This window comes from Archangium sp. Cb G35, assembly GCF_001896145.1.
In the GTDB taxonomy this organism is placed as follows: Bacteria; Myxococcota; Myxococcia; order Myxococcales; family Myxococcaceae; genus Archangium; species Archangium violaceum.
In genome coordinates, this window is the sequence record NZ_MPOI01000002.1 from 339,836 (window position 1) to 363,721 (window position 23,886).

Consider the following 23,886-nt stretch of genomic DNA (forward strand, 5'->3'; position numbering starts at 1 on the left):
ACACAGGGGCAAGCCGGGACCTCACATACCCTCACCCTGTCCCTCTCCCGAGGGGAGAGGGGAAATTGACGGGGAGGCGCGGAGCCTTCCGGTGACGATGTTCGCGAACTTGTCCAACTGTTGGACAAGTTGGTGACGAGCGCGCCCGGCGGGCGGCTCAGTCCCGGTGGCCCAGGGCCCGATCCAGGTTGTACGCCGCGCTGATGAGCGACAGGTGTGTGAGCGCCTGCGGGAAGTTGCCCAGCGCCTCGCCCGAGGGCCCCGTCTGCTCCGCGTACAGCCCCACGTGGTTCGCGTAGCCCAGCATCCGCTCGAACGTCAGCCGCGCCTCGTGCAGCAGGTCCGGCCGCGTCACGCTCGCCCGCGTCATCGCCTCCACCAGCCAGAAGGTGCACAGGTTGAACGTGCCCTCCCTCCCCCTCGATACCCCGTCCGACGTCGCCTCCGCGTCGTAGCGGAACACCAGCCCGTCCGACGTCAGTCCGCCCCTCGCCGGCGGCTGGCGGAGGATGTCCAGCATCGACAGCATCCTCGGGTCCACCGGCGACAGGAAGAACACCAGCGGCATCAGCAGGTTCGCCGCGTCCAACGCCATCGTCTCGTATGACTGGATGAACGCGCCCCGCTTCCCGCTCCAGCCCTTCTGCATGATCTCCTCGAAGATGGTGTCACGCGTCCGCAGCCACCGCGCCCGGTCCGCCGGGAAGCTGCGCTTGTCCGCCAGCCGGATGCCCCTGTCCACCGCCACCCAGCACATCATCTTCGAGTACACGAAGTTCTGCTTCCCCGCCCTCACCTCCCAGATGCTCTCGTCCCGCAGCTGCCAGTGGTCACACACCCAGTCCACCAACTGCCGCAGGTGCCTCCAGAAGTCATACGAGATGGGAGCCCCGTGTTTGTTGTACAGGTACACCGAGTCCATCAACTCCCCGTAGATGTCCAACTGGAGCTGATGTGACGCCCCGTTGCCGATGCGCACCGGCCTCGCGCCGCCATAGCCAGACAGGTGCCACAACTCCTGCTCCTTCGGCACCTCGCCGCCGTCCAACGCATACATGAGAGGCAGGGGCTCTCCCTCGGGCAGCTCGGCGATACGGGCCTCCAGCCAGCGCATGAAGGCTCCCGCCTCCTTCTTGAAGCCGATGCGCAACAGCGCGTACACCGTGAAGGCCGCGTCGCGAATCCACACGTAGCGGTAGTCCCAGTTGCGCACGCCTCCCGGTTCCTCCGGCAGGCTGCACGTGGGCGCCGCGACGATGGCTCCCGAGGGCTCGAACGTCATCAACTTGAGCGCCAGCGCCGAGCGCTGCACCACCTCGCGCCACCGCCCCGTGTAGCTGCACCCCGCCACCCAGTGCCGCCAGTAATCCACCGTGCCGCGGAACAGCGCCTCCGAGGCCTCGTGCCCCATCACCGTGTCCTTGCACGAGTCCGGAGCTCCCTCGCGCAGGCCGAACACCGCGGACTGGCCCTCGTGCAGCGTGAAACGCCCGGTGACACGCTGCCCGTCCGTCTCCAGCGGCACCGACGTCACCAGCGTCAGCTTCAACGACTCCGACAGGAAACTCGCCCCGCCGTGCAGCATCCGCACCTGGTGCTCATCCCGCCCGTAGTTGAACGAGGGCAGACACTCCATGCGGAAGGCCAGCTCACCGCGCACCACGCGGATGCGCCGCACCACCTCGCGCACCCGGCCCGCGTGGCCTCCCCGGCCCATGGGCATGAAGTCCACCAGCTCGCCCACCCCGTCCGGCGAGTAGAAGCGCGTCACCAGCACGTTGCTGTCCGGCCAGTAGAACTGCTTGTGCACCACCCGCTCGCCGTCCAACTCCGGGGCGATCCGGAAGTGCCCCCCCTTCTCCGGGTCCAACAGCGCGGCGAAGACGCTCGGGCTGTCGAAGTGGGGGAAACACAACCAGTCCATCGTCCCGTCCGTCGCCACCAGGGCAACCGTGCGCAGGTCCCCGATGACGCCGTGGTCCTCGATGGCTGGAGCGCGCGACGTCTTGTGCTGCCCATTCATGGCCGGCACCTCCCCTGTGTCCGGGCCCCGGCGTCTCCACCTCCCGTGGCCTCACGGCGTCCAGGAGATGTATGCGTCCGGAAGGCCCGAGGGGAGGCCGCTCCCCGCCCGCCCGGCTACCCGGCGGCCGGGTCACGCAGGGCGCGCAGCAGCGCCCGGGCGGGCGAGCCCCACTCCGCCTTCACGTTGAGCGGCAGGCACACCAGCTCGTGCACCCCCACCTTCACGTCGCTCAAATCCAGCCCCTCGATGATCCACACCCCGGCATCGCGCAACGTCTGGTGCACGGCCACGCCGTCCGAGTGGAAGCCCGAGCGCGACACGTAATCCACGCCCACGCACGCCACCTGACGCTCGATGAGCAGCCGCGCCGCCGCCTCCGACAGGCGCACGAAGTCTTCCCCGTGCGGCCGCTTCCACCACTCGCGCTGCGAGTTGCGCGTGCGCAACAGCAACCGCTCCCCCGCCCTCGGCTCGTACTCCGCCAGCGAGTCGGCGCGGATGCAGTCCACGTCGTCCAGCAGCAGCACCCGCGCCTTGCCCACCGTGGCCGTCAGCGGCAAACGCTCCGTGTCCTCCAGGTCCAGCTCCAGGCTCGGCGGCGCCGTCACGTACGTCCCCATCCACGCCGCGCGCTTGAGCCACTCGGCCTGCTCCGCCGAGCTCTCCGGAAGCGCCACCCTCGAGGCCTCGGCCGCGCCCTCCTGCGATGGCTCCTCACCGAATGGCACCGAGATGTCCAGCCAGGCTCCCTCCATGTGCTTCTCCTCCTTGGGACTCCGGTGTCCTCTGGGGTTGAAAGACCCTCACCCTAACCCTCTCCCAGGGGGAGAGGGGACCCACGCAGTGTCACCCGTTTCTCACCCCCGGGAAAAGACGATGATGTCCTTGATGTGGCTTGCCTTACGACCCGCCACCACCTCGGCGTAGTCCTCGGGAGGGTGCCGGGCGGTGATGAGGCGCTCCAGGCCTCCGGGCCACTTCGTCCGGAAGCGCCCGAGGTCCGCCACCGCCGCCTCGAAGTCCTCCGGCGCCGCGTTCACCGTGCCGAGCACCACCTGGTTGTTCATCACCCATTGCTTCATCAGCTCGCCCTGGTCCAGCTCGCCCTCCTCGCTGCCGGGCACACCGGTGAAGACATACACGCCGTTGGGAGCCAGGGCATCCATCAGCTCGAAGCCCGCGCTGGCCACGCCCGCCGCCTCGTACACCATGTCCGCCTGCCCCCGCTGCTTCACCAATTCCTCCACCCGGTGCTGCTTGGAGGACACGTAGGGCACTCCCAGCGACTCGGACACTTCCGCCTTCGGGTTGGGCTTGGGTGAGCGCGAGTACATCGTCGTCTGGAAGCCCGCGCGCATCAGCGCCATGGCGCCCAGCAGGCCCACCGGCCCCGAGCCCAGCACCACCGCCCGGCCGCCCTTGTCCTTCTCCCAAGGCATGCGTGTCTGGATATGCGCCACCGCGCGCAGCGCCTTCTCGGCGATGGTGAGCGGCTCGGTCAGCACCGCCACGCCCCGCAGCTCGCGAGGCACCTTGTGCAGGTAGAGGGCGTCCTCCACGAAGAGCTCCGCGCAGAAGCCGTGGGCCGCCTGAATGCCCCGCTCGGTGTACTCGCCGGTGACGCAGAAGTCCGAGTACCCCGCCCGGCACGGCGCGCACTCGTCCCGGGGGCACGGCCGGCGCACCCGCGGCACCACCAGGTCCCCGGGCTTCAGGTTCTCCACCTGCTCGCCCACCTCCACCACTTCCCCCAGACACTCGTGGCCGACGATGAGGTGGTCCTCGCCCTCGGGGGGCTTGCCGTGTTTCCCCTCCACCACCTCCTTGTCGGTGCCACACACGCCCACCTCCAGCGTGCGCACCCGCACCTGGGTAGGGGAGCGCAGCTTCGGCTCGGGCACGTCGATGACCTTCACCTCGCGGCCCTTCGGGAACACGGCCACCGCCTTCATCACCACCTCCTGTGAGTCCCGTCGATGCCCTGGATTGACGCGGCGTGCACCCGGGAAGGAGGTGGGAGCACCGGTGGTGGACACTCGGGAGGGACGGGGTGGGTACCGGTCAACGGAGCGGGACGTGCGTTTGCGCGTGCTCGGCACCCCGGTGCGGGTTTATGACGGGGCCGTGAGCGATACCGCGCCCTCCGTCACCCCCTCGCGCTCCCTGTTCATCGCCGCCATCGGCGTCCTGGCGCTGTCCGTGCCCTTCTTCGTCTTCGGGCTGAGCTTCCTGGACACGAAGGCCCGCACCGAGCTGCAGTGTCAGCGGGGCGGGGGCTGTGCCCTCACCCGTAGCGGCTGGCTGACGAAGGAGCGGCCGCTCGCCTTCTACCCGGGGGAGATTCAAAGCGCCCGGGTCGAGCGGAGCCGCACGCCCCGGGGCGACCAGCAGAACATCTACCGTCCGGTGCTCGTCACCACGCGGGGCGAGTTCCCGCTGTCGCACCAGTGGATGGAGGAGGAGCGCGAGGCCAACCGCACCGTCGTCTCGGTCAACCGCTTCCTCAAGAACCCCGAGTCGCCGGGCTTCACGCTGTGGCACGACAACCGGCCGCAGGCGAGCCGCATGGGACTGATCTTCACGGTGGCGGCGGTGCTCGTGCTGCTGTTCGGGCTGTGGCTCACCTGGCGCGCCGTGCGCCGCCGCCGCCAGGAGCGCGCCCAGGGCACGGCTCCGGGGGTGTAGCGAGATAGGTCGGAGAGCCTCACCCGATAGTTCACGCAGAAGGCGGGGACAGCAGTAGAAGTTCCCCGACTTGGTGGAAGGCGGGGCTGTATATCAAATGGATTCGCAGCGTTTGAAACTCTGGCTGAACCATCGCCTCGGATACGGGAACCCGGCCGCCCGCTACTGGTTCCTCGGAATGGAGGAAGCCTGCGCACCTGGGGAGCTTGAGCAGCGCCTTGAAGGTGACTGGGTCGAAGACATGTGGCGCTATCATCGCCACCATCCGATCTACCAAAAACACTTCCGCGAACGGCGACCTGCATTGCAGGCCACCTGGAGCAAGCTACTGCTGGCCCTCCGTACTGCTGAACGCAGCTCGGCGGACGCTGATGATCGACGTGGTTATCAGGCAACGCGCTGGGGGCGGCCTCACGAAGAGACACTCGTCTGCGAGCTCTATCCACTCCCATCGCCGGATACGCGAACTTGGCCTTACGCTAAATTTCAGAATGAGATTCCTGCGCTGAGATCGCGATCAACCTACCTAGCACGGCTTCAAACGCAGCGAATTCAAACCTATCACCATCTCTTCTCTGCCCAGAGCCCACGATTTGTCGTGGCATATGGAAAGGAGTACTGGCCTCTGTTTCAAAAGATGTTCGAGCCTGACACCAAGCGATGGAAACCATTCGACTTCGCCCCGGATTGGGGATGTAGCTACGAGAACATAGCATTGGTCTGTCACCCCACTAGTTGGGCAGTTGCGCCCAACCATAAGTGGAGTCAGCTAGGACACTGGTTGCAAAGGTTCGTGCCCTGAACTCTTTGACACCTTCACGAGTTGCTTGAACCGTGGCCCTCTTGGCGTGCCGTGCATCGTCCCTAGAAACTCGCTCTGGGCACGGCTCCGGGAATGTAGGGCGTGCGCACGGAACCTCACTGCCCCCTGTTCTCTCACTGAGAGGTGCATCCGTTCGTCACTAGCAGCCGCAGCGCTCAGGGCAGCGGGTACACAGACCTCACTTGCTCCAGACGTAGACCCGCCCCGAAGAGCTGGACATCATTGAGGCGCCCAGTTACAGCGCTATTGTTCGACTTTCGGTAGGAACTGCTTCAGACAGGCTGCTCCTCGGGAGCGGATGTTCAGGAGGGCCCTACCGAGTCGGGACCTTAGGCACACACACGTCCAGGCAGCCCTACCAGGAGGGGGGAGGACAGGGAAACATCTCGGGCCCAGCTCTCCAGGAAAAGAGCGCCGGGCCCGAGATATTATGGGGTGACGGTGAATGCAGTGGGGTGCGTGTCGGTGATGCCTTCCACTTGCGTCGGGGCGGTTGTTCCTCCACCCCAGGCCCACACGGAGTTATCCGTGTGCAATGCCAGTGAACGCGTCTCGCTTGTGGAGATCATAGTCATAGAAGGGTAGACTGACACAAAATTACTGGATTCGCCGCTGTCATTGGTCGTCCCATTCCCAAGCTGTCCAGATGCATTATCACCCCAAGCGTACAGATATCCGCCCCTAAAGAGCACGAGAGTGTGCTTATAGCCCGCTGCAACAGTATAGACTGGGACGTAAGGACACATGATAGGGGTCATGTTGTTGTCAGTTGAACCATGGCAAACCTGTCCGTCGCTATTGTATCCCCAAGTCCACATCAGATCATGTGCTGTGACTGCTGCCACATGGTGCCCGCCAGCGACGATACTCGTCACTCCAGTGATACCTTGTATCTGTGTCGCGATTAGGTAAACAGTTGAACTGGCTCCCAGTGCGCCGCTCTGGCTGTATCCCACCCCCCAGACGGTTCCATCCGCCTTGAGGTAAAGTGAGTATCCATAACCAGCGGTGATCGCTTTCACGCCCGTGATCTTCGACCTCACGGGAGTGGAACGGTTCGCATAGCCTCCATCCCCCAACTGACTCCAGCTGTTATAGCCCCAGGCCCAAACGGTTCCATCGGCTTTCAATGCGAGTGAATGCCGATCGCCAGTGGCAACAGCGATAACACTCGTTAGACCCTGCACACGCCTAGGCGTCGAACGAGACGTGACGGTTCCATCTCCGAGCTGGCCGTAGGAGTTGGCGCCCCAGGCCCAGACGGTTCCATCTGCCTTGAGCGCTAGGGCGTGTGCCGAACTTGCGACGATGGCGGTCACGCCCGTCAGTCCGTTGATTTGCACGGGAGCCGTGGTGCCGGAATCACTCCAGGTCCAGACAGTTCCATCCTCCTTGAGAGCCAAGTGGTTATTTTCGCTCGCGGCGACGGAAATGATGTTGTTGAATCCCATTACTTGCACGGGAGCTGGGCTTGAATCGAGGGTCCCGTCTCCAAGCTGGCCGAAGTAGTTGTCACCCCAGGCCTTCACCGCTCCATTTACCAGCGCGACCGTGTAGAAGCCTCCAGCGGCGATGGAGGTAACTCCCGTCAGGCCCTGCGCCGGCACGGGGGTGACGCTCGTATTCGTCGTCCCATCTCCGAGCTGGCCGTAGTAGTTGTCACCCCATGCATATACTTCTCCAGTTATCAAGGCCAGGGAGTGGGAACTGCCCGCTACAATGGCGCTCGCACCGGAGATACTGGAGACCTGAACCGGGCTCACGCTCGAATTGGTCGTGCCGTCTCCAAGCTGACCGTAGGAGTTGTCACCCCACGCCCACAGAGTTCCGTCCGCTTTGAGAGCAAGGGAGTGCGTGCTGCCCACAGCGATGACGGTGACGTCGGAGAGGCCCTGCACCTGCACTGGAAAGGAACTCGCATCGGTCGTGCCGTCTCCGAGTTGACCCTGGGCGTTATCGCCCCATCCCCAGACTGTTCCATCTGACTTGAGTGCGAGCGTGTAGTAGTCGCCCGCCGCGATGGCGATCACTCCCGTTAGGCCCTGCACCTGCACGGGGACGGCACTTGCCCCGACCGTGCCATCTCCGAGCTGACCGTAGTAGTTATCCCCCCAGGACCACACGCTGCCATCCGCCTTGAGTGCCAACGAGTGGTAGTCACCTGCAGCGAGGGCAATCACGTTCGAGAGTCCTTGCACCTGGACCGGATGGTGTCGCCTTGCGTTCGTGCCATCTCCGAGCTGACCAGCGTAATTGTCTCCCCAGGACCACACGCTGCCATCTGCCTTGAGCGCCAGCGTGAAGTAACTTCCCGCAGAAATTGCGGTTATGTCCTTCAAATTGCCGACCCGCCTTGGATGGCGGCGATCCGCCTCTGTGCCATCTCCGAGCTGCCCGAAGTAGTTGCCGCCCCAGGTCCAGACAGTGCGATTCTCCTTCAACACTACGGTATGGGCATTTCCCGCAGCAACAGCGGGTGTAGTGGTGACGAGCGTCTGTTCTTGAGCCGTGAAGGCCTCATCGGTCAATACAGGGGTGAGTTGCGTAGGCTGGCCGCAACCACTCCAAAGCAGTCCATACAGGAAGAGGGAGAGGACGAAGGTTGTTTCTTGTCGCAGCACGGTGACTCCTGAGGCGACTCCAAGTGAAGGTGAGACTCAAATGATCTATGCCAAACACATGGAGATTTCCCCTAAAAACCATATATTTTAAATTTTACATGGAGACGGCAATATCCCTTGTTCGTTGCTTTGCCCTCTACTCTGGCGTGGGCGCACGACTTTGGGTGAAGAAACACAGGCCGGTGGAAACCACCATGGCAGCACGGAATCCACGGGGTCACCTCATGCCCAATAGAGGCCACCAAAGTACGGCAGGCGAAGCCCAATCCGGTGGAGGCCGCCGCAATGCCGACACTGGGGTCAACGGTGCTCGGACCGGTGGAGGCCATCAGGTCACAACATTAGCACCTGTTGCTATAGGGCACTTTTCTGGAAAGCCGCTCCTTGAGAGGAGGAGTTGCCGCGCCTCCTACCGAAACCGGCTCTAATGCCCCTCTTAGCCAATACCGAGGGATTCCTCGCTCGACTGCCATTCCCCATCTGTTCCGACCAACCCTGCAATCGGACCAGTTGCTTGAGACCGCGCTCGGGAGACCCACTTCTCTCCTGGCCCTCACGCCGCGGGCCGGGCCTGCTCCTCCGCGTCGAACGGGATGAATCGATCCGGATACGGCCGGGCGGCGGCGTCCACGTCGGCGCGGAGGACCTCCTCCATCAGCCGCTCGCGTCCGAAGAGCTGGTAGTACTCGGGCATCCCATCCACGATGCCGCGCGCCACCAGCGGCAGCAGCCACTTCGCGATGGTCAGCCCCGGGGCGTCCAACTGGCTGCGCGCGTAGTGCACGTGCCCCACCTCATCCACCATGATCTGCGCGAACAGCTCCTCGATGCGCGCCAGCGGCCCCGGCTGGTCCGCGAACAGCTCCCGCGCCTTGTTCAGCAGCAGCTGGAACATCGCCACGCCCGTGATTTCCCCGCACAGAATCAACGGCAGGCCCAGCTTCTTCGGCAGCCGCGCCATCGTCTTGATGAGCCATTGCTGAGTGAGGCTCGGATCCAACATCTCCATCTCGAGCCCAATCACCCGCAGCACGTCCCTCAAGATCCGCGTGTGATAGAACTCCTCGATTCCGATGTACGTCGTGGGGTTGCCCGGATCGCCATTGCGCTCCGCGGTGCCAATGCGGTGGGCGTACTCGACGCCGAAGCGCTCGCCCCGGTTCGTCTTCGCCACGCACAGCGCCCAGAGCGTGGGCTCGTCCAGCTTCTCCCCGGGCCGGTACCGCACGTGGTGGTGGTCGAACACGTCCTGGCTCACCACGGGCGCTCCCGTGCGCCGCACGGGCCGCTGGTCGATCCGCTGGTAGAACGCCTCGCGGACCGAGAACGTATGGGTTTGCCACTGGGGCTCGCCGTCGCGCCCGCGCAGATAGGCGAGGTAGCGCCGGTGGAAGTCGGCCTTCTGCGTGGGGGTCAGAGGCGTGAAGAGGTCGGGCACGACGGAAGACTCCTGCATACCTTGGGGAAGGTACCCCGAGGCTGCCAGGGCCCCAGGACTTCCGTCAAACGACCCTTCCCGCCCACCTCCGGCCACGTCCACTTCCGAGCGGAGTGTCCACGAGGTTCTCGCACCGCTGGACCTGAGCCCACGACGTCGATGCGGAGCGCGCGGGCGCGGGCCACCCCAGCAGCGTGAGCGCCAAAGTCGCCGAGAGGAAGGACGAACGCCCACCGTGCGAAGGGAACACGCTGCTCAGCCCCTACCCGCAGAGGTGAAGAGCCAGGAGAGCATTTCGACCATTCCGACGACCGCTGCCGGGTCGAACTCGATTCCGGCGGAGAGCACCGACCGGTCCTCGAGATTCAGCGAGCGCGCATACCGCACATAGAGGCCGCCGCCGGTCGAGTAGAGCGAGTGGCGCACGGGCTGACTGGACCCGTAAGGCTCGGTGGCGAACGGTGCGCGCATGCCCCAACCGAGCTGCGTGAAGGCGTGGAGCCCTCGCCCTGGACCGGCGAAGGACTGCCCGACGCCGGCGCTCACGGAGAGGCCAAAGTAGTAGCCCAGCGGCGCGAAGAGCGAAAACCCTCCGGCGAGGTCGAGCGCATCGAAGCCGGTGGTGCGGAGCTCGACCGAGGGGCCGATGCCCCAGTAGTCGCCCACGGTGCGGGGAAGGAGCAGGTCCGCGCGGACGGCGAGGTCGAGCGCGGGACGCCCAGGCGCGCCCTCGAACCGCGCGCCGCCCCCGAGCGCGAAACGCGCGGAGAGGTCGGCCGCTCCGGCGGCGGTGGGAAGGAGCGCTACTGCCCATCCGGCGAAGAGAAGCGAGAGAGTCGAGCTTCGGAGCATGGGTTGACGTGCGCGGCGTGAACAGCGAGTCCGGCGCTGGGGGCCGAAGACTACATCAGCAAGCCTTCAGCACCGCTCGCCCGAAGCCGCGGGTCCAGGCGGAAACCTAGCGGAGCGGAAGCTCCAGCGTGGCCGTGGCCCCCTTGCCCGGCCCATCGCTCTCCAGCAGCAGTTTGCCTCCCAGCAGCTGCGCGGCCAGTGCGCTCGAGTGCAGGCCGAACCCATGTCCATCCCGGCGCGTGGTGAAACCGTGTGAGAAGAGCCGGTCGCGAATCTCCTGGGGAATGCCCACGCCGCTGTCCACCACCTGGATGCGCGCCAGCTCCCCCTCCACGTGGAGCCGCACGGACATCCGCCGCTCTCCCTCGGGCATCCCGTCCAGCGAGTATTTGGCGTTGCTGATGAGGTTGATGAGGATTTGCAGCACCTTGTGCCGGTCCACGCGCACCTTGCGTGAATCCATCAACTCCCGCGTGACGGTGACGCCGTGGCGCTTGAGCGCCGACATCTGGATGCGCAGCGCGTCATCCACCAGCTCCGACAGCTCGCACTCGTCGATGAGCAGCGCCGTCTTGGCGTAGTTCTGCTGCACCTGGACGATGGAGCGGATGTGCTCCACGTGCCAGCCCATCTCCGTCAGGCCGTCGCGCACCTTCGTCTGCTCCGCCAGCAACTGGTCGGTGAGCGCGGCGAAGTAGTCCGGCATCTGCAGCCCCCGCGCGTCCCTCGTGAAGAAGTCCCCCAGCTGCCCACGGTTCTCCTCGAACAAGCCCGACACCTGCTTCAGCCGGTTGAGGCGGGAAGTGGCCACCGTCTGCCGCATCACCTCCAGGTTCACCACCGCGCTGGTCAGCACGTTGCCCACGTTGTGCAGCACGTTCGAGGCCACCTCCGACATTCCCACCGCGCGCGCCGTGTCCACCAGGCGCATCTGCGCCTCGCGCAGCTCCCGGGTCCGCTCCTCCACCCTCGCCTCCAGCTCGTCATTGGCGCGCCGCAGGGCCGCCTCGGCGTGCTGCACGTCGGCGTACAACCGCGCGTTCTCCATGGAGATGACGGCCTGCGAGGCGATGTGCCCGAGCAGCTCCAGGCGATCCGGCGTGAAGGCCTCCGCCGCCAGGTTGTTCTCCAGGTACAGCACGCCGTAGAGCGCCTCCTGGCGCAGCAGCGGCAGGCACAGCACCGAGCGGGCCTTGCCCCGCTGCAGGTACTCGTCCGATGGGAAGGCGTGCACCCGCGCCGCGTCCCCGATGAGCACGTGCTCGCACGTGCGCTTCACGTAGGAGATGAGCGTCCACGGCAGCTCGGCCGGCGCGCCCTCGGGAGGCAGGACGATGGGGGCCTCCGGGGAGTCGCCGGAGATGGCCACCACCCGGAGTGCGTCCCCCCGCACCAGCAGCAGCGCGCCGCGCTGTGCCCCCGCGTTCTCGATGGCCACCTGCATGAGCGTGGTCACCAGCCGCTCCTGGACGATCTCCCCGGAGATGGCCCGCTGCGCCTTCACCACCGTCAGCGCGTCGATCCGCGACGTGTCCGTGTCATACGAGGACTCGCGCTCCGAGGCCCCCGAGAGCACGAGCTCTGGCCACCGGTCCTCCAGGTGCTTCACCTTGCCGCCCGCGCCCCAGCTCAGGTACGCCTCACGGGCTCCCCGGGCATACGTCTCGGCGATCGTCTGGAAGCGCCGTCCGCGCCAGTAGTTCGCCGCCAGCTCGCTCGCCAGCGCCACGTTCTGGATGAAGCCATGCTCCCGGGCCGACTGGAGCGCCTCCTCGTACGCGCTCATGGCCTCCTCGTTCCGGCCCGTCACCCGCGCCAGCTCGCCCGCGAGCATCCGCTCGGGCGCGAGGAAGTTCCCGGCGCACTGCTCCGCCCACTCCGCCAGCTGCCGGTGGTGTCCGCGCAGCTCCTCCAGCCACCGCTCCCGCTGCCCGGGCGCCGCGTCCGCCACGCTCGCCGCCAGCGTCAGCCCCCGGTACAGGTGGAAGTCCAGCAGCTGGATGTGGCCGATGGAGGTCCACAGCAGCTCGGCGGCCTTGTCTCCCGCCTCCCGGGCCTCGCCGTACGCGCCGCACATGAAGCGCGCCTGCATCTTGTGAATCCAATACCAGCACCGCATGGTGCTCATGCGCTCGGGGGTGAGCGAGGCCTCGAAGGCCGGCTCATCGAAGTCCTCCCCCGTGAACGTGTCGAAGGAGCGCGTGAGCCCGCGCATCTGCTGCACGTAGCGCTGGCTGCCGCGGATGACGTCCATCACGTCCTGGAAGCCGGCCCGGCGCGCGAAGTCGAAGCGGGCCACCGACTCCGCGTGCACATCGTCCAGGTGGTGGCCCAGCATCAGGCGGTCCGTGACGGTGTGGTTGCAGCAGTAGCAGGCCACCTGGAAGTCACCGCCCTGCAGCGCGTGGTGGAAGGCGCCGCGGATGAGCTCCAGCGAGCGCGCCATCGGCCGCGTCCAGGGGTTGATGGTCTCCATGCTGTAGAGCGCCATGCCCCGGGCCGAGGCGAAGCCGTGACGCTCCACCAGTGCGCAGGCGAGCTCCCCGAAGGCATGGCCCTCCCGGTACTTCTTGAAGACGGGGCCCAGCACCAGGCCGTACCAGGAGTAGCCAATGACGGACGCCTCGCTGTTGCCATGGCGCAGGCTCATCGACACCACCCGGCACAGCTGGAGGATGAGCAGGTTGTTGTCGATGCAGCACGCCGGGGTGAACAGGGAGGCCAGCAACCCGATGATGGCCTTCATGTCCGGGTCGCTCATCAGGGGCAGCTCCACGAGGCTCTCGATGGAGCGCCCCGCCATCAGGGCCTGCACCTCCTCGTGGGCCTCCACCACCTGCTCCCAGGTGGGGCGGGGCGGCAGGTGCATGCCCAGCAACCCCAGGCCCTCCAGCAGACACGAGGCGGCCTCTTCTATCTGCCCGCCGGCGCCCATGTGCAGCTCGCCCTTCAAGCGGTAGACGGCCGCGGTGTCCGCGATGCTCCGCCGCTTCGTGAGCAGCACGTCCACCAGCTTGCGCCCCCCGGCGGCGTTGCCATTCATCAGCTCGCTGGCCGCCCAGTCCAGGCACAGCTTGAAGGTGAACTCCGGCTCCACCTTCCAGGGGTCTCCCGGCATCAGCTCGAAGGCCACCTTGAAGTACGCGATGGCCGAGCGGTGCGCCGCCGAGCTCCGCGCCTTCCAGCCCGCCTCGGCGTTCAGCCGCGCCACGCGCAGGCGCTCCTCGGGCGTGGTGAGCAACTCCACCGCGGCGTTGAACTGCCCCACCACGTCGAAGAGCTTCTCGCGCAGCTCCTCGGGCGTCATGCTCGCCAACAGCAGCCGGCCGATGCGCAGGTGCACCGCCTTGCGCTCCTGCTCGGGGATGAGCTCCTGGGCCGCCTGCTGGATGCGATCATGCAGGAAGCGCATGCGATCCGCGGCACTGCGCGCCAGCATGCCCTCCTCGAGCGCCGGCTCCAGGTGGCGCTCCACGTCGAGCGGCTCCAGGCCGGAGATGATGGCCAGCCTGCGCAGCGCGAAGTCATTGCCCACGCACGCCGCCAGGCGCAGCAGGGACCAGGCCGCCTCCGGCAGCTGGCGCAGCCGGCCCACCATGAAGTCCACCACGTTGTCGGAGTAGCCCCGGGCCCGCACGCCCTCGGCATCCCACCGCCACCCGCCCTGCGGCAGGCGCGCCAGCAGCCCGTCCTGGTGCAGCGTCACCATCAACTGGATGAGGAAGAAGGGATTGCCCCCCGTCTTCTCCAGCACGAGCGCCGAGAGCGGCGCGACCACGTCCTCCCCCGCCCCGGGCAGCGCGTCCGCGATGAGCCGCCGCAACTGCTCGAGGCTCAGCGGCTCGAGCCGCACACCGGTGAGGCGCGCGTCCGTCTTGCGCAGCTCGTCCAGCATCAGCATCAACGGGTGGGACGGGTTGACCTCGTTGTCGCGGTAGGCCCCCACCCACATCACGGGCGGCACCTCCGGGTCCGCGAGCAGGTGCTGGATGAGATTCAGGCTCCCCAGGTCCGCCCACTGCAGGTCATCCAGGAACAGGACGAGCGGGTGCTCGCGGGTGGAGAAGACGCCGAGGAACTGCTCGATGACGCGGTGGAGGCGGCGTTGGGCCTCGGTGGGCGCCAACTCCGCGACGGCCGGCTGCTTGCCCACGACGAGCTCCAGCTGCGGCACCAGGTCCACCAGCAGCTGGCCCTGGCCCTCCCACGCCGCGAGCAGCCGCTCACGCCACACCGCCAGCTCCTCGTCGGTGCCCGCCAGCAACTGCTGCACCAGCCCGCGGATGGCCTGCGCCAGCGTGGCGTAGGGGACGTCCCGCTGGAATTGATCGAACTTGCCCTGCAGGAAGAAGCCGCGCCGCTCCACCACCGGCCGGTGCAACTCGTGGATGACGGCCGACTTGCCAATGCCCGAGTAGCCACTGACGAGCACCAGCTCCGGCTTCCCCTCGCGCGCCGTCCGCTTGAAGCTCTCCACCAGCGTGGCCACGGCGGCCTCGCGCCCGTAGAGCCGCTGGGGCATCTGGAAGTGGTGCGGGAAGTCGTGCTCACCCAGAGTGAAGACGTCCCGCTCGCCGCGCAGCAGCCGCTCCCGGCAGCGCTCCAGATCCGCCTTCAGCCCGTCGGCGCCCTGGTAGCGCTCCTCGGCCACCTTCGCCAGCAGCTTCATCACGATGGCCGACAGCGACGGCGGCACGGACTCGAGCAGCTCGTGCGGCGGCTGGGGATGGCTGGCCAGGTGGGCGTGGAACCACCCGAGCACGTCCCTCGCCTGGAAGGGCAGCGCGCCGGTGAGCAGCTCGTAGAAGGTGACGCCCAGCGAGTAGAAGTCCGTGCGGTAGTCCACCGCCCGGTTCATCCGCCCCGTCTGCTCCGGGGACATGTACGCCAGCGTCCCCTCGATGGAATGGGGCAGCCCCGAGTCCACGTGCTCCACCCGCTGCAACGTGGCCGAGCCGAAGTCGATGATGCGTCCCTCCCCCTCCGGCGTGAGGATGAGGTTGGAGGGCTTCAGATCCTTGTGGATGACGCCCCGCCGGTGGATTTCCCCCAGCGTCGACGCCAGGGAGATGGCCAGCCCGAGGAAGCAGTCGAGCTCCAGCCGTTGGCCCACGCGCTTGGACAGGGGCTCGCCCTCCACCTCCTCCAGCAGCAGCAGGGGGCGATCCTGGACGAGCTCGCAGGAGTGCACCCGCGGTACGCCCTCCACGTTGCGCAGCCGCTGGAGGATGCCGCCCTCACGGCGGTAACGCTCCCACTCGCGCGGGCCGGGCGAGGGCTGCGCGGGCGTCTTGATGATGACGGGCCGGTCGTCCGCCCCACACACGGCGTTGAAGAGGAGGTTGGCGCCCGTGGTCCGCAGGGCACCGCGCAGGGTGTGGCCGGGGATGTCCATCATGATTCGTTTGGCCTCAAACTAAATACGGAGTTCTCGGCTGCGCTCATGATGTCTTCCCCCATGTCCGCCTCGGTCCCTCTTGTCCCGGAGAGGTCGCGGTGCCCGGATGGGGAGCACCTTCGCGGCATGCACCGTTGTGAGTGCAAACACTGATGCCACGACTCGCGAGTGTTCTGCAACGGACATCACTGATGGCCGAGGCGTTGACGTCACGGCTGGAGCGGGAGCTCCAACGTGGCGGTAGCCCCCTTGCCCGGCCCCTCGCTCTCCAGCAGCAGGTGGCCTCCCAGCAGCTGCGCGGCGAGTGCACTCGAGTGCAGGCCGAACCCATGCCCATCCCTACGCGTGGTGAAACCGTGCGAGAAGAGCCGCTCGCGGATGCCGTGAGGGATTCCCACACCGCTGTCCACCACCTGGATGCGCGCCATGCCCCCCTCCAGGTGGAGCCGCACGAGCATCCGCCGCTCGCCCGCGGGTACCCCATCCAGGGCGTATTTGGCGTTGCTGATGAGGTTGATGAGGATTTGCAACACCTTGTGTTTGTCGACCCGCACCCGGCGTGAGTCTTTCACCTCGCGGGTGACGGAGACGCCGTGGCGCTCGAGCGCCGGCATCTGGATGCGCAGTGCGTCGTCCACCAAATCCGACAGCTCGCACTCGTCGATGATCAGCACCGTCTTCGCATAGTTCTGCTGTACCTGGACGATGGAGCGGATGTGCTCCACGTGCCAGCCCATCTCCGTCAGGCCATCGCGCACCTTCGCCTGCTCCGTCAGCAGCTCCTCGGTGAGGGCGGCGAAGTAGTCCGGCATCCGCAGCCCCCGCGCGTCCCTGGTGAAGAAGTCCCCCAGCTGCCCACGGTTCTCCTCGATCAAGCCCGACACCTGCTTCAACCGGGTGAGCCTCGATCCGGCCACCGTCTGCCGCAGCACCTCCAGGTTCACCACCGCGCTGGTCAGCACGTTGCCCACGTTGTGCAGCACGTTGGAGGCCACCTCCGACATTCCCACCACTCTCGCCGTGTCCACCAGGCGGGCCTGGGCTTCCCGCAACTCGCGGGTCCGCTCCTCCACCCTCGCCTCCAGCTCGTCGTTGGCGTGCCGCAGGGCCGCCTCGGCGTGCTGCACCTCGGCGTACAACCGCGCGTTCTCCATGGAGATGACGGCCTGCGAGGCCAGGTGCCCGAGCAGCGCGAGACGCTCGGGGGTGAAGGCCTCGGTGACCAGCTCGTTCTCCAGGTACAGCACACCGTAGAGGTGCTCCTGGCGCAGCAGCGGCAGGCACAGCACCGAGCGGGCCTTGCCCCGCGTGAGGTATTCGTCGGCCGGGAAGGCATGGGCCCGCGTGGCGTCGCCGATGAGCACGTGCTCGCGCGTGCGCTTCACGTAGGAGATGAGCGTCCACGGCAGCTCCTGGGACGTCCCCTCTTCCGGCTGGACGAGGGACTCTCCCGGTGAGACGCCGCAGAGGGCCATCACCCGGAGCTCGTCACCCCGCTCCAGCAACAGGGCGCCACGCCGGGCTCCCGCGTTCTCGATGGCCACCCGCATGAGCGTGGTCACCAGCCGCTCCTGGACGATCTCCCCGGAGATGGCCTGCTGAGCCTTCACCACCGTCAGCGCGTCGATCTGCGTCGAGCCCGTGCTGTGCTCCACCTGGGAGGAGCCCACCGCGGACACGAGGTCCGGCCAGCGGCCCTCCAGGTGCTTCACCTTGCCCAGGGCGCCCCAGCGCAGGTACGCCTCCCGCGCCGAGCGCGCATAGGCATCGGCGATGGTCGCGAAGCGCCTCCCGCGCCAGAACTCCGCCGCCAGCTCGCTCGCCAGCGCCACGTTCTGGGTGAAGCCGTGCTCCCGGGCCGAGTGGACCGCGTCTTCATAGGCCCGCGCCGCCTCCTCGCTCCGGCCCGTCACCCGCGCCAGCTCCGCGAACACCATCCGCTCGGGCGCCAGGAAGTTCTCGGGACAATGGCTCGCCCACTCCGCCAGCTGCTGCTGGTGCCGCTGGATTTCCTCCAACCACCGCCCCCGCTCCTCGGGCGCCGCCCCCGGCACACACGCGGCCAGCGTCAGCCCCCGGTACAGGTGGAAGTCCAGCAGTTGGATGTGGCCGAGGGAGGACCACGCGAGCCCGGCGGCCTTGTCTCCCGCCTCCCGCGCCTCCTCGTACGCGCCGCACATGAAGCGCGACTGCATCTTCAGAGTCCAATACCAGCACCGCAGGGTGCTCATGCGCTCGGGCGTCAGCCCCGCCTCGAACGCTTCCTCGTCGAACTCCTCACCGCTCAGCGTGCTGAACGAGCGCGTGTGCCCGCGCAGCTGCTGGATGTAGGCCCGCGTGAAGCGGATGACCTCGCGCACGTCCTGGTAGCCGGCCCGGTGGGCGAAGTCGAAACGGGCCACCGACTCCGCGTACACATCATCCAGGGAGTAGCCCAGGGCGAGGCAGTCCGTGACGATGTGGTTGCAGCAATAGCAGGCCACCTGGAAGTCCCCGCCCTGCAGCGCGTGATGGAAGGCGCCACGGATGAGCTCCAGGGAGCGGGAGATGGGCCGCGTCCAGTAGTTGATGAGCTCCATGCTGTAGAGCGCCATGCCCCGGGCCGCGGCCAGGTCGTGACGCTCCACCAGCGCGCAGGCGAGCTCGCCAAAGGCATACCCCTCCCGGTACTTCTTGAAGGCGGGCCCCAACACCAGGCCGTACCAGGAGTACCCGTGCACGGCCGCCTCGCTGTTTCCATGCCGCAGGCTGAGCGCCACCAGCCGCGAGAGCGTGAGGGTGAGCAGGTGCTCGTCGGTGAAGAGCGCGGGCGTGAAGAGGGCACCCAGGATGCCGAGCACCGCCTTCAGGTCCGGATCCTCCACCAGCGGCAGCTCGACGAGGCTCGCGATGGAGCGCTCCCCCATCAGGGCCCAGACCTCGTCGTTGGCGGCCACCACCTCCTCCCACGAGGGATGCAGCGCCATGGGCATCCCCAGCCGCTCCAGGCCCTCCAGCAGACAGGAGATGGACGCATGGATCTCCCCGGCGGCCAGGTGCAGATCGCTCCGGAGGCGGTGCACGGCGGCGATGTCCGTGGCGGTCCGAGCCCGGGAGAGCAGGACTCCGGCCAGGGCGAGCGCCGCGGCGGTGTTGCCGCTCATGAACTCGCTGGTGGCTTGATCCATCCGCAGCTTGAAGGCGAACGCGGGGTCCGTCGTCCAGGGGTCCCCCGGAATGAGCTCGAAGGCCGTCGTGAAATAGGCGATGGCCGAGCGGTGCGCCGTCGAGCGCTTGGCCTTCCAGCCCGCCTCGGCGTTGAGCCGCGCCACGCGCAGGCGCTCCTCGGGGGTGGTGAGCAACTCCAGCCCGGCGTTGAGGTGCCCCACCACGTCGAAGAGCTTCTCGCGCAGCGCCTCGGGCGTCAGGCGCTCCAACAACAGCCGGCCGATGCGCAGGTGCACCGCATTGCGCTCCTGGACGGGGATGAGCTCCTGCGCCGCCTGCTGGATGCGATCATGGAGGAAGCGGAACTCCTCCATGCCACCGCGCGCCACCAGTCCCTCCTGGAGCGCGGGCTCGAGGCCGTACTCCACCTCGTCCGGCGTGAGGCCGGAGACGAGGGCCAGCATCTGGAGCGGGAAGACATTGCCCACGCACGCCGCCAGGCGCAGCAGGTGCTGCGTCTGCTCCGGCAGCAGGCGCAACCGGCCCACCATGAAGTCCACCACGTTGTCGGAGTAACCCCGGGCCCGGACGCCTCCGGCATCCCAGCGCCACTGCCCCTCCGCCGTGCGCGTCACCAGCCCGTCCTGATGCAGCGTCAGCATGAACTGGATGAGGAAGAAGGGATTGCCCCCCGTCTTCTCCAGCACCACGGCCGAGAGGGGCGCGACGATGTCCTCCCCCGCCCCCGGCAGCGCATCGGCCACGAGCTGTTGGAGCTGCCCGCGGCTCAGCGGCTCGAGCCGGAGCTCCGTGACCGGCGCGCCCGTCTTGCGCACCTCGTCCAGCATCAGCATCAGCGGGTGGGACGGGCTGACCTCGTTGTCGCGGTAGGCCCCCACCCACAGCACGGGCGGCACCTCTGGGCCCGTTACCTCCGGACCCGTTACCTCCGGGCCCGTGAGCAGGTGCTGGATGAGCCTCAGGCTCGCCAGGTCCGCCCACTGCAGGTCATCCAGGAACAGGACGAGCGGGTGTCCCGCGCTGGAGAAGGCACCGAGGAACCGCTGGAAGACCCGGTGGAAGCGGTGCTGTGCCTCGGCGGGCGGCAGCTCTGGCACGGCCGGCTGCCTGCCCACGACGAGCTCCAGCTGCGGCACCAGATCCACCAGCACCTGGCCCTGACCTTCCCACGCCGCGAGCAGCCGCTCGCGCCACTTCGCCAGCTCCGCGTCGGTGCCCGCCAGCAGCTGCTGCACCAGCCCGCGAATGGTCTGCGCCAGCATGGCGTAGGGGATGTCCCGCTGGAATTGATCGAACTTGCCCCGCAGGAAGAAGCCGCGCCGCTCCACCACGGGCCGGTGCAACTCATGGACGACCGCCGACTTGCCAATGCCCGAGTAGCCGCTGACGAGCATCAGCTCCGGCCGCCCTCCCCGCGCCGTCCGCGCGAAGCGCTCGAACAGAGTGGCCACGGCGGCCTCGCGCCCGTAGAGCCGCTGGGGCATCTGGAAGTGGTGCGGGAAGTCGTGCTCGCCCAGCGGGAAGACGTCCCGCTCGCCGCGCAGCAGCCGCTCCCGGCACAGCTCCAGATCCGCCTTCAACCCATCGGCGCCCTGGTAGCGCTCCTCGGCCACCTTCGCCAGCAGCTTCATCACGATGGCCGACAACGACGGCGGCACGGACTCGACGAGCTCGTGCGGCGGCCTCGCACGCAGGGCCAGGTGCGCATGGAACCACCCGAGCGCATCCTGCGCCTGGAAGGGCAGCACGCCGGTGAGCAGCTCGTAGAAGGTCACGCCCAGCGAGTAGAAGTCCGTGCGGTAGTCCACCGCCCGGTTCATCCGCCCCGTCTGCTCCGGGGACATGTACGCCAGCGTCCCCTCGATGGCGTGGTGCAACCCCGAGTCCACGTGCTCCACCCGCTGCAACGTGGCCGAGCCGAAGTCGATGATGCGCCCCTCTCCTTCCGGCGTGAGGATGAGGTTGGAGGGCTTCAGATCCTTGTGGATGACGCCCCGCCGGTGGATTTCCCCCAGCGTCGACGCCAGGGAAATGGCCAGCGAGAGGAAGCGGGTGATCTCCAGCCGCTGACCCACGCGCTTGGACAGGGGCTCGCCCTCCACCTCCTCCAGCAGCAGCAGGGGGCGATCCTGGACGAGCTCGCACGTATGGACGCGGGGTACACCTCCCACGTCCCGGAGCCGCTGGAGGATGCCGTGCTCATGGCGGTAGCGCTCCCACTCGCGCGGGCCGGGCAAGGGCTGCAGGGGCGTCTTGAGGATGACGCGCCGCTCGTCCGCCCCACACACGGCGTGGAAGAGGAGGTTCGCGCCCGTCGCCCGCAGTGGCTCGAGCAACGTGTGGCCCGGGATGTTCATCATGGTATGGCCTCAAACCGACTCGGTTTTTTCGGCCACGATCGGCATCTCCCCCCTGTCTGCTGCCCCCCACATCCCTGGCAGGGAGCAACACCCGCCTGATGAGCGCCTTCGCGGCATGAATTGTTGTGATTGCAACACAGATGCCACGACTCGCGAGTGCCCTGCAACGGACATGTCTCCAAGCCCGGTGCGATACGCTGGGAGGGCAAGGGAGGAGGGCCATGAGGCACGAGGAGCACATCCGGGAGCAGGCACGGCTGGCCCGGCAGCTCGCCGGTGAGCGGAGCCGGCTTTTGGAGCAGGTGCCTTTCGCCCGGGAGCTGGAGCGGGGGGAGCCGGAGCTGGAGCGCATCGCCCGGCCGGTGGTGGCGGTGGCGGGCGCCGCCCGGGTGGGCAAGAGCACGCTGCGGCGGGAGCTGGGCGCGGACGTCCCCTGGAAGTGGCTGGAGGTGGAGGCGGGAGGCGCGGGAGACGGGGGCCTGAGTGTGGGCGAGCTGGCCGAGCACTGCCTGCTGGTGCTCCCGGCGGGGGAGGCTCCGTCGCGGGGGGTGCTGGCGTGGCTGCCGCGGCTCGCCGAGGAGTTTCCCGAGGGCTCGCTCCAGATCGTCCTGACACGATGCGAGGCGCTGCCCGAGGGGAGCTCCGCCGGCACCGTGCGCGAGCGGCTCGAGCAGGTGCTGCGGGAGGCGGTGCCGGAACGGACGCTGCCCGTGCTCACCGTCTCCGGCACCACGGGTGAGGGGCTGGAGGCCGTGCGCGAGGCCCTGGCGGAGGCGCTGGCGCGGCGGCAGCGGGTGCTGCTGGAGGAGGCGCTGACGAACTGGAGCGGCGTGCTCGCGGACGTGCACGCGCTGCTGGGGATGAAGGACCTGGCCAGGCTGCGGCCGGAGACGCTCGCGCGCCTGCGGCTGTGCCTGGACGAGCTGCTGCGGGAGGAGAGCCAGCGGCTGGAGGGAGAATTGCCCCGGCTCGCGGAGGAGAGCCTGCGCGAGCTGGAGTCGCGGCTGCCCGAGGCGCAGCGCTCGCTGACACGGGCCTTCCGGGAGAAGCTGAGCGCGCGGGTGGAGCCCCGTTCGCACGCGCTGCGCCAGCGGCTCGACGAGGTGCTGGTGCGCGAGCTGGCGCGGGATGTGGAGGGCAAGGCACAGCTGGAGTTGGCGGACCACTTCGGCCGGCTCGTGGAGCCGCGCTCGCTCTTCTTCGACTGGGGCTTCGCGCGGACGGGCGGAATGGCGGGCGTGGGCGCGGCGATGATGACGGGCGTGGCGCGCAAGCATGGAGGTTGGGCGGTGCTGGGGGCGGCGCTCGTCGGAGGCGTGCTCGCGGGCCTGCTGGGCAGGGGAACGAAGGTGAACACCGCCGAGGAGTTGAAGCGCGTGGTGGCCGAGCCCCTGCTGGAGGACTCGCTGCGGCGGCTGAAGGAGGCCACGGAGAGCTCGCGCGCCGATGTGGCGCGGTTGTGCGGGCTGCTGCGGAAGGTGGCGGAGATCTTCTCGCCCGAGCAGGCACGGGCCTACGACGTCGGACACCTGGGACGGGCCGTCACCGAGGCGGAGGGCCGTCGGGAGCAACTCGGCCGGGAGCTGACAGAGCTGCAGTGGAAGGACGTGCGCGTAGAACCTTGAGCGGAGGGTCTCGAAAGGAGACGGCTCCCGGCCCCGGCATTGCACAGGGCAAGGGGCATGATGAAATCGTCCCTCATGGCCCTCCGTCGCCCACCCGAGTCCGAGTCCACCGAGCGAAACGCCCCGTCCGTCGAGGCGGCCTTCCAGGCGGCACCGGAGGAGATGGTGGCGCAGATTCTGGAGGGCGAGCTGCACCTCAGCCCGCGTCCTGCCCGCTCCCATGCCAACGTGACGTCGAACCTGGGCGGCATCCTCATGGGGCCCTTCAAGTTTGGCAGCGGTGGACCGGGCGGATGGGTCATCATCGATGAGCCTGAGCTGCACCTCGGCCCCCGCCCGGACAAACTCGTGCCGGACCTCGCCGGGTGGAGGCGCGAGCGCCTGCCGCGCGCGGTGGGAGGCAATGAGGCCCCGGCGTATTACGACCTCGCACCGGACTGGGCGTGCGAGGTCCTCTCCGAGCGCACGCGGCGCAGGGACAAGGGCCAGAAGATGCGCATCTACGCCCGGGAAGGCGTGCGGCACGTGTGGCACGTGGATCCGCTGGCTCAGACGCTCGATGTGTTCCGGCTCATCGAGAGGGAATGGTTGCTCGTCCATTCCTTCGCCGGAAACGAGCGGGTGCGCGCCGAGCCTTTCGAGGCCATCGAACTCGACCTGGCGCTCGTCTGGTCCGAGTAGCGGGGCCTGGAGACTCCACCTACTCCGTCTGACCCGAGAGGGGCTCCGCGGTCCGCAGCACGTGGACCCGGAAGGCACGGATGAGGAGGGCCGCACCCCCGAGGGCCACCAGACAGAGCCCTCCGAGAATGGCGAGGCGCCTCCAGGGAAGCATGTCCATGCTGAATTCGACGATCCAGGCGGGCGGGTCGGGCATGTGCGCCGCCCAG

The 23,886-nt window shown here is 67.7% G+C and carries 12 protein-coding genes; 3 read left to right on the forward strand and 9 right to left on the reverse strand.

Annotated features, from left to right (window positions below):
- Positions 1 to 157 precede the first annotated feature (157 nt).
- The 3 genes from BO221_RS07775 to BO221_RS07785 form a co-directional block, all read right to left on the reverse strand.
- Positions 158 to 2,023: a glycoside hydrolase family 15 protein gene (locus tag BO221_RS07775; RefSeq protein WP_073559759.1), complete on the reverse strand. Its 1,866-nt coding sequence runs from the start codon at positions 2,021 to 2,023 to the stop codon at positions 158 to 160.
- Between the two features lie 116 nt (positions 2,024 to 2,139).
- A complete protein-coding gene (locus BO221_RS07780) occupies positions 2,140 to 2,781 on the reverse strand; it encodes a cyclase family protein (protein WP_073559760.1) in 642 nt (213 codons plus the stop codon).
- A 102-nt stretch (positions 2,782 to 2,883) separates the two neighbouring features.
- Positions 2,884 to 3,978 (reverse strand): glucose 1-dehydrogenase, encoded by a 1,095-nt coding sequence (locus BO221_RS07785; protein ID WP_073559761.1) that lies wholly within the window; start codon positions 3,976 to 3,978, stop codon positions 2,884 to 2,886.
- A 124-nt stretch (positions 3,979 to 4,102) separates the two neighbouring features.
- Between BO221_RS07785 and BO221_RS07790 the strand changes: the two genes are divergently transcribed.
- Positions 4,103 to 4,711: a hypothetical protein gene (locus BO221_RS07790; RefSeq protein ID WP_143195330.1), complete on the forward strand. Its 609-nt coding sequence runs from the start codon at positions 4,103 to 4,105 to the stop codon at positions 4,709 to 4,711.
- 1,251 nt (positions 4,712 to 5,962) lie between these two features.
- Here the strand turns inward: BO221_RS07790 and BO221_RS07795 are convergent.
- From BO221_RS07795 to BO221_RS07815, 5 genes are all read right to left on the reverse strand, one after another.
- Entirely contained in the window at positions 5,963 to 8,155 is a 2,193-nt protein-coding gene (locus BO221_RS07795) for a hypothetical protein (protein ID WP_083680838.1), read from the reverse strand.
- A 553-nt stretch (positions 8,156 to 8,708) separates the two neighbouring features.
- Complete coding sequence (locus tag BO221_RS07800) at positions 8,709 to 9,593, reverse strand: hypothetical protein (RefSeq protein WP_073559763.1); 885 nt, start codon at positions 9,591 to 9,593, stop codon at positions 8,709 to 8,711.
- Positions 9,594 to 9,848: 255 nt separating this feature from the next.
- Positions 9,849 to 10,445 carry a hypothetical protein gene (locus tag BO221_RS07805; RefSeq protein ID WP_073559764.1) on the reverse strand — a complete coding sequence of 199 codons (597 nt, stop codon included), beginning with the start codon at positions 10,443 to 10,445 and terminating at the stop codon, positions 9,849 to 9,851.
- A gap of 106 nt (positions 10,446 to 10,551) precedes the next feature.
- Positions 10,552 to 15,843 carry an ATP-binding sensor histidine kinase gene (locus tag BO221_RS07810; RefSeq protein ID WP_073559765.1) on the reverse strand — a complete coding sequence of 1,764 codons (5,292 nt, stop codon included), beginning with the start codon at positions 15,841 to 15,843 and terminating at the stop codon, positions 10,552 to 10,554.
- A 209-nt stretch (positions 15,844 to 16,052) separates the two neighbouring features.
- Positions 16,053 to 21,371, reverse strand: a complete 5,319-nt coding sequence (locus BO221_RS07815) for an ATP-binding sensor histidine kinase (protein WP_073559766.1) — start codon at positions 21,369 to 21,371, stop codon at positions 16,053 to 16,055.
- A gap of 221 nt (positions 21,372 to 21,592) precedes the next feature.
- On the opposite strand from BO221_RS07815, the gene BO221_RS07820 reads away from it, so the two are divergent.
- Together BO221_RS07820 and BO221_RS07825 are read left to right on the forward strand one after the other, a co-directional pair.
- Positions 21,593 to 22,996: a hypothetical protein gene (locus BO221_RS07820; protein WP_073559767.1), complete on the forward strand. Its 1,404-nt coding sequence runs from the start codon at positions 21,593 to 21,595 to the stop codon at positions 22,994 to 22,996.
- A 75-nt stretch (positions 22,997 to 23,071) separates the two neighbouring features.
- Positions 23,072 to 23,677 carry a Uma2 family endonuclease gene (locus BO221_RS07825; RefSeq protein WP_073559768.1) on the forward strand — a complete coding sequence of 202 codons (606 nt, stop codon included), beginning with the start codon at positions 23,072 to 23,074 and terminating at the stop codon, positions 23,675 to 23,677.
- 19 nt (positions 23,678 to 23,696) lie between these two features.
- Here the strand turns inward: BO221_RS07825 and BO221_RS54795 are convergent, their stop codons facing one another.
- Positions 23,697 to 23,873, reverse strand: a complete 177-nt coding sequence (locus BO221_RS54795; RefSeq protein WP_158079800.1) for a hypothetical protein — start codon at positions 23,871 to 23,873, stop codon at positions 23,697 to 23,699.
- Between the last annotated feature and the right edge of the window lie 13 nt (positions 23,874 to 23,886).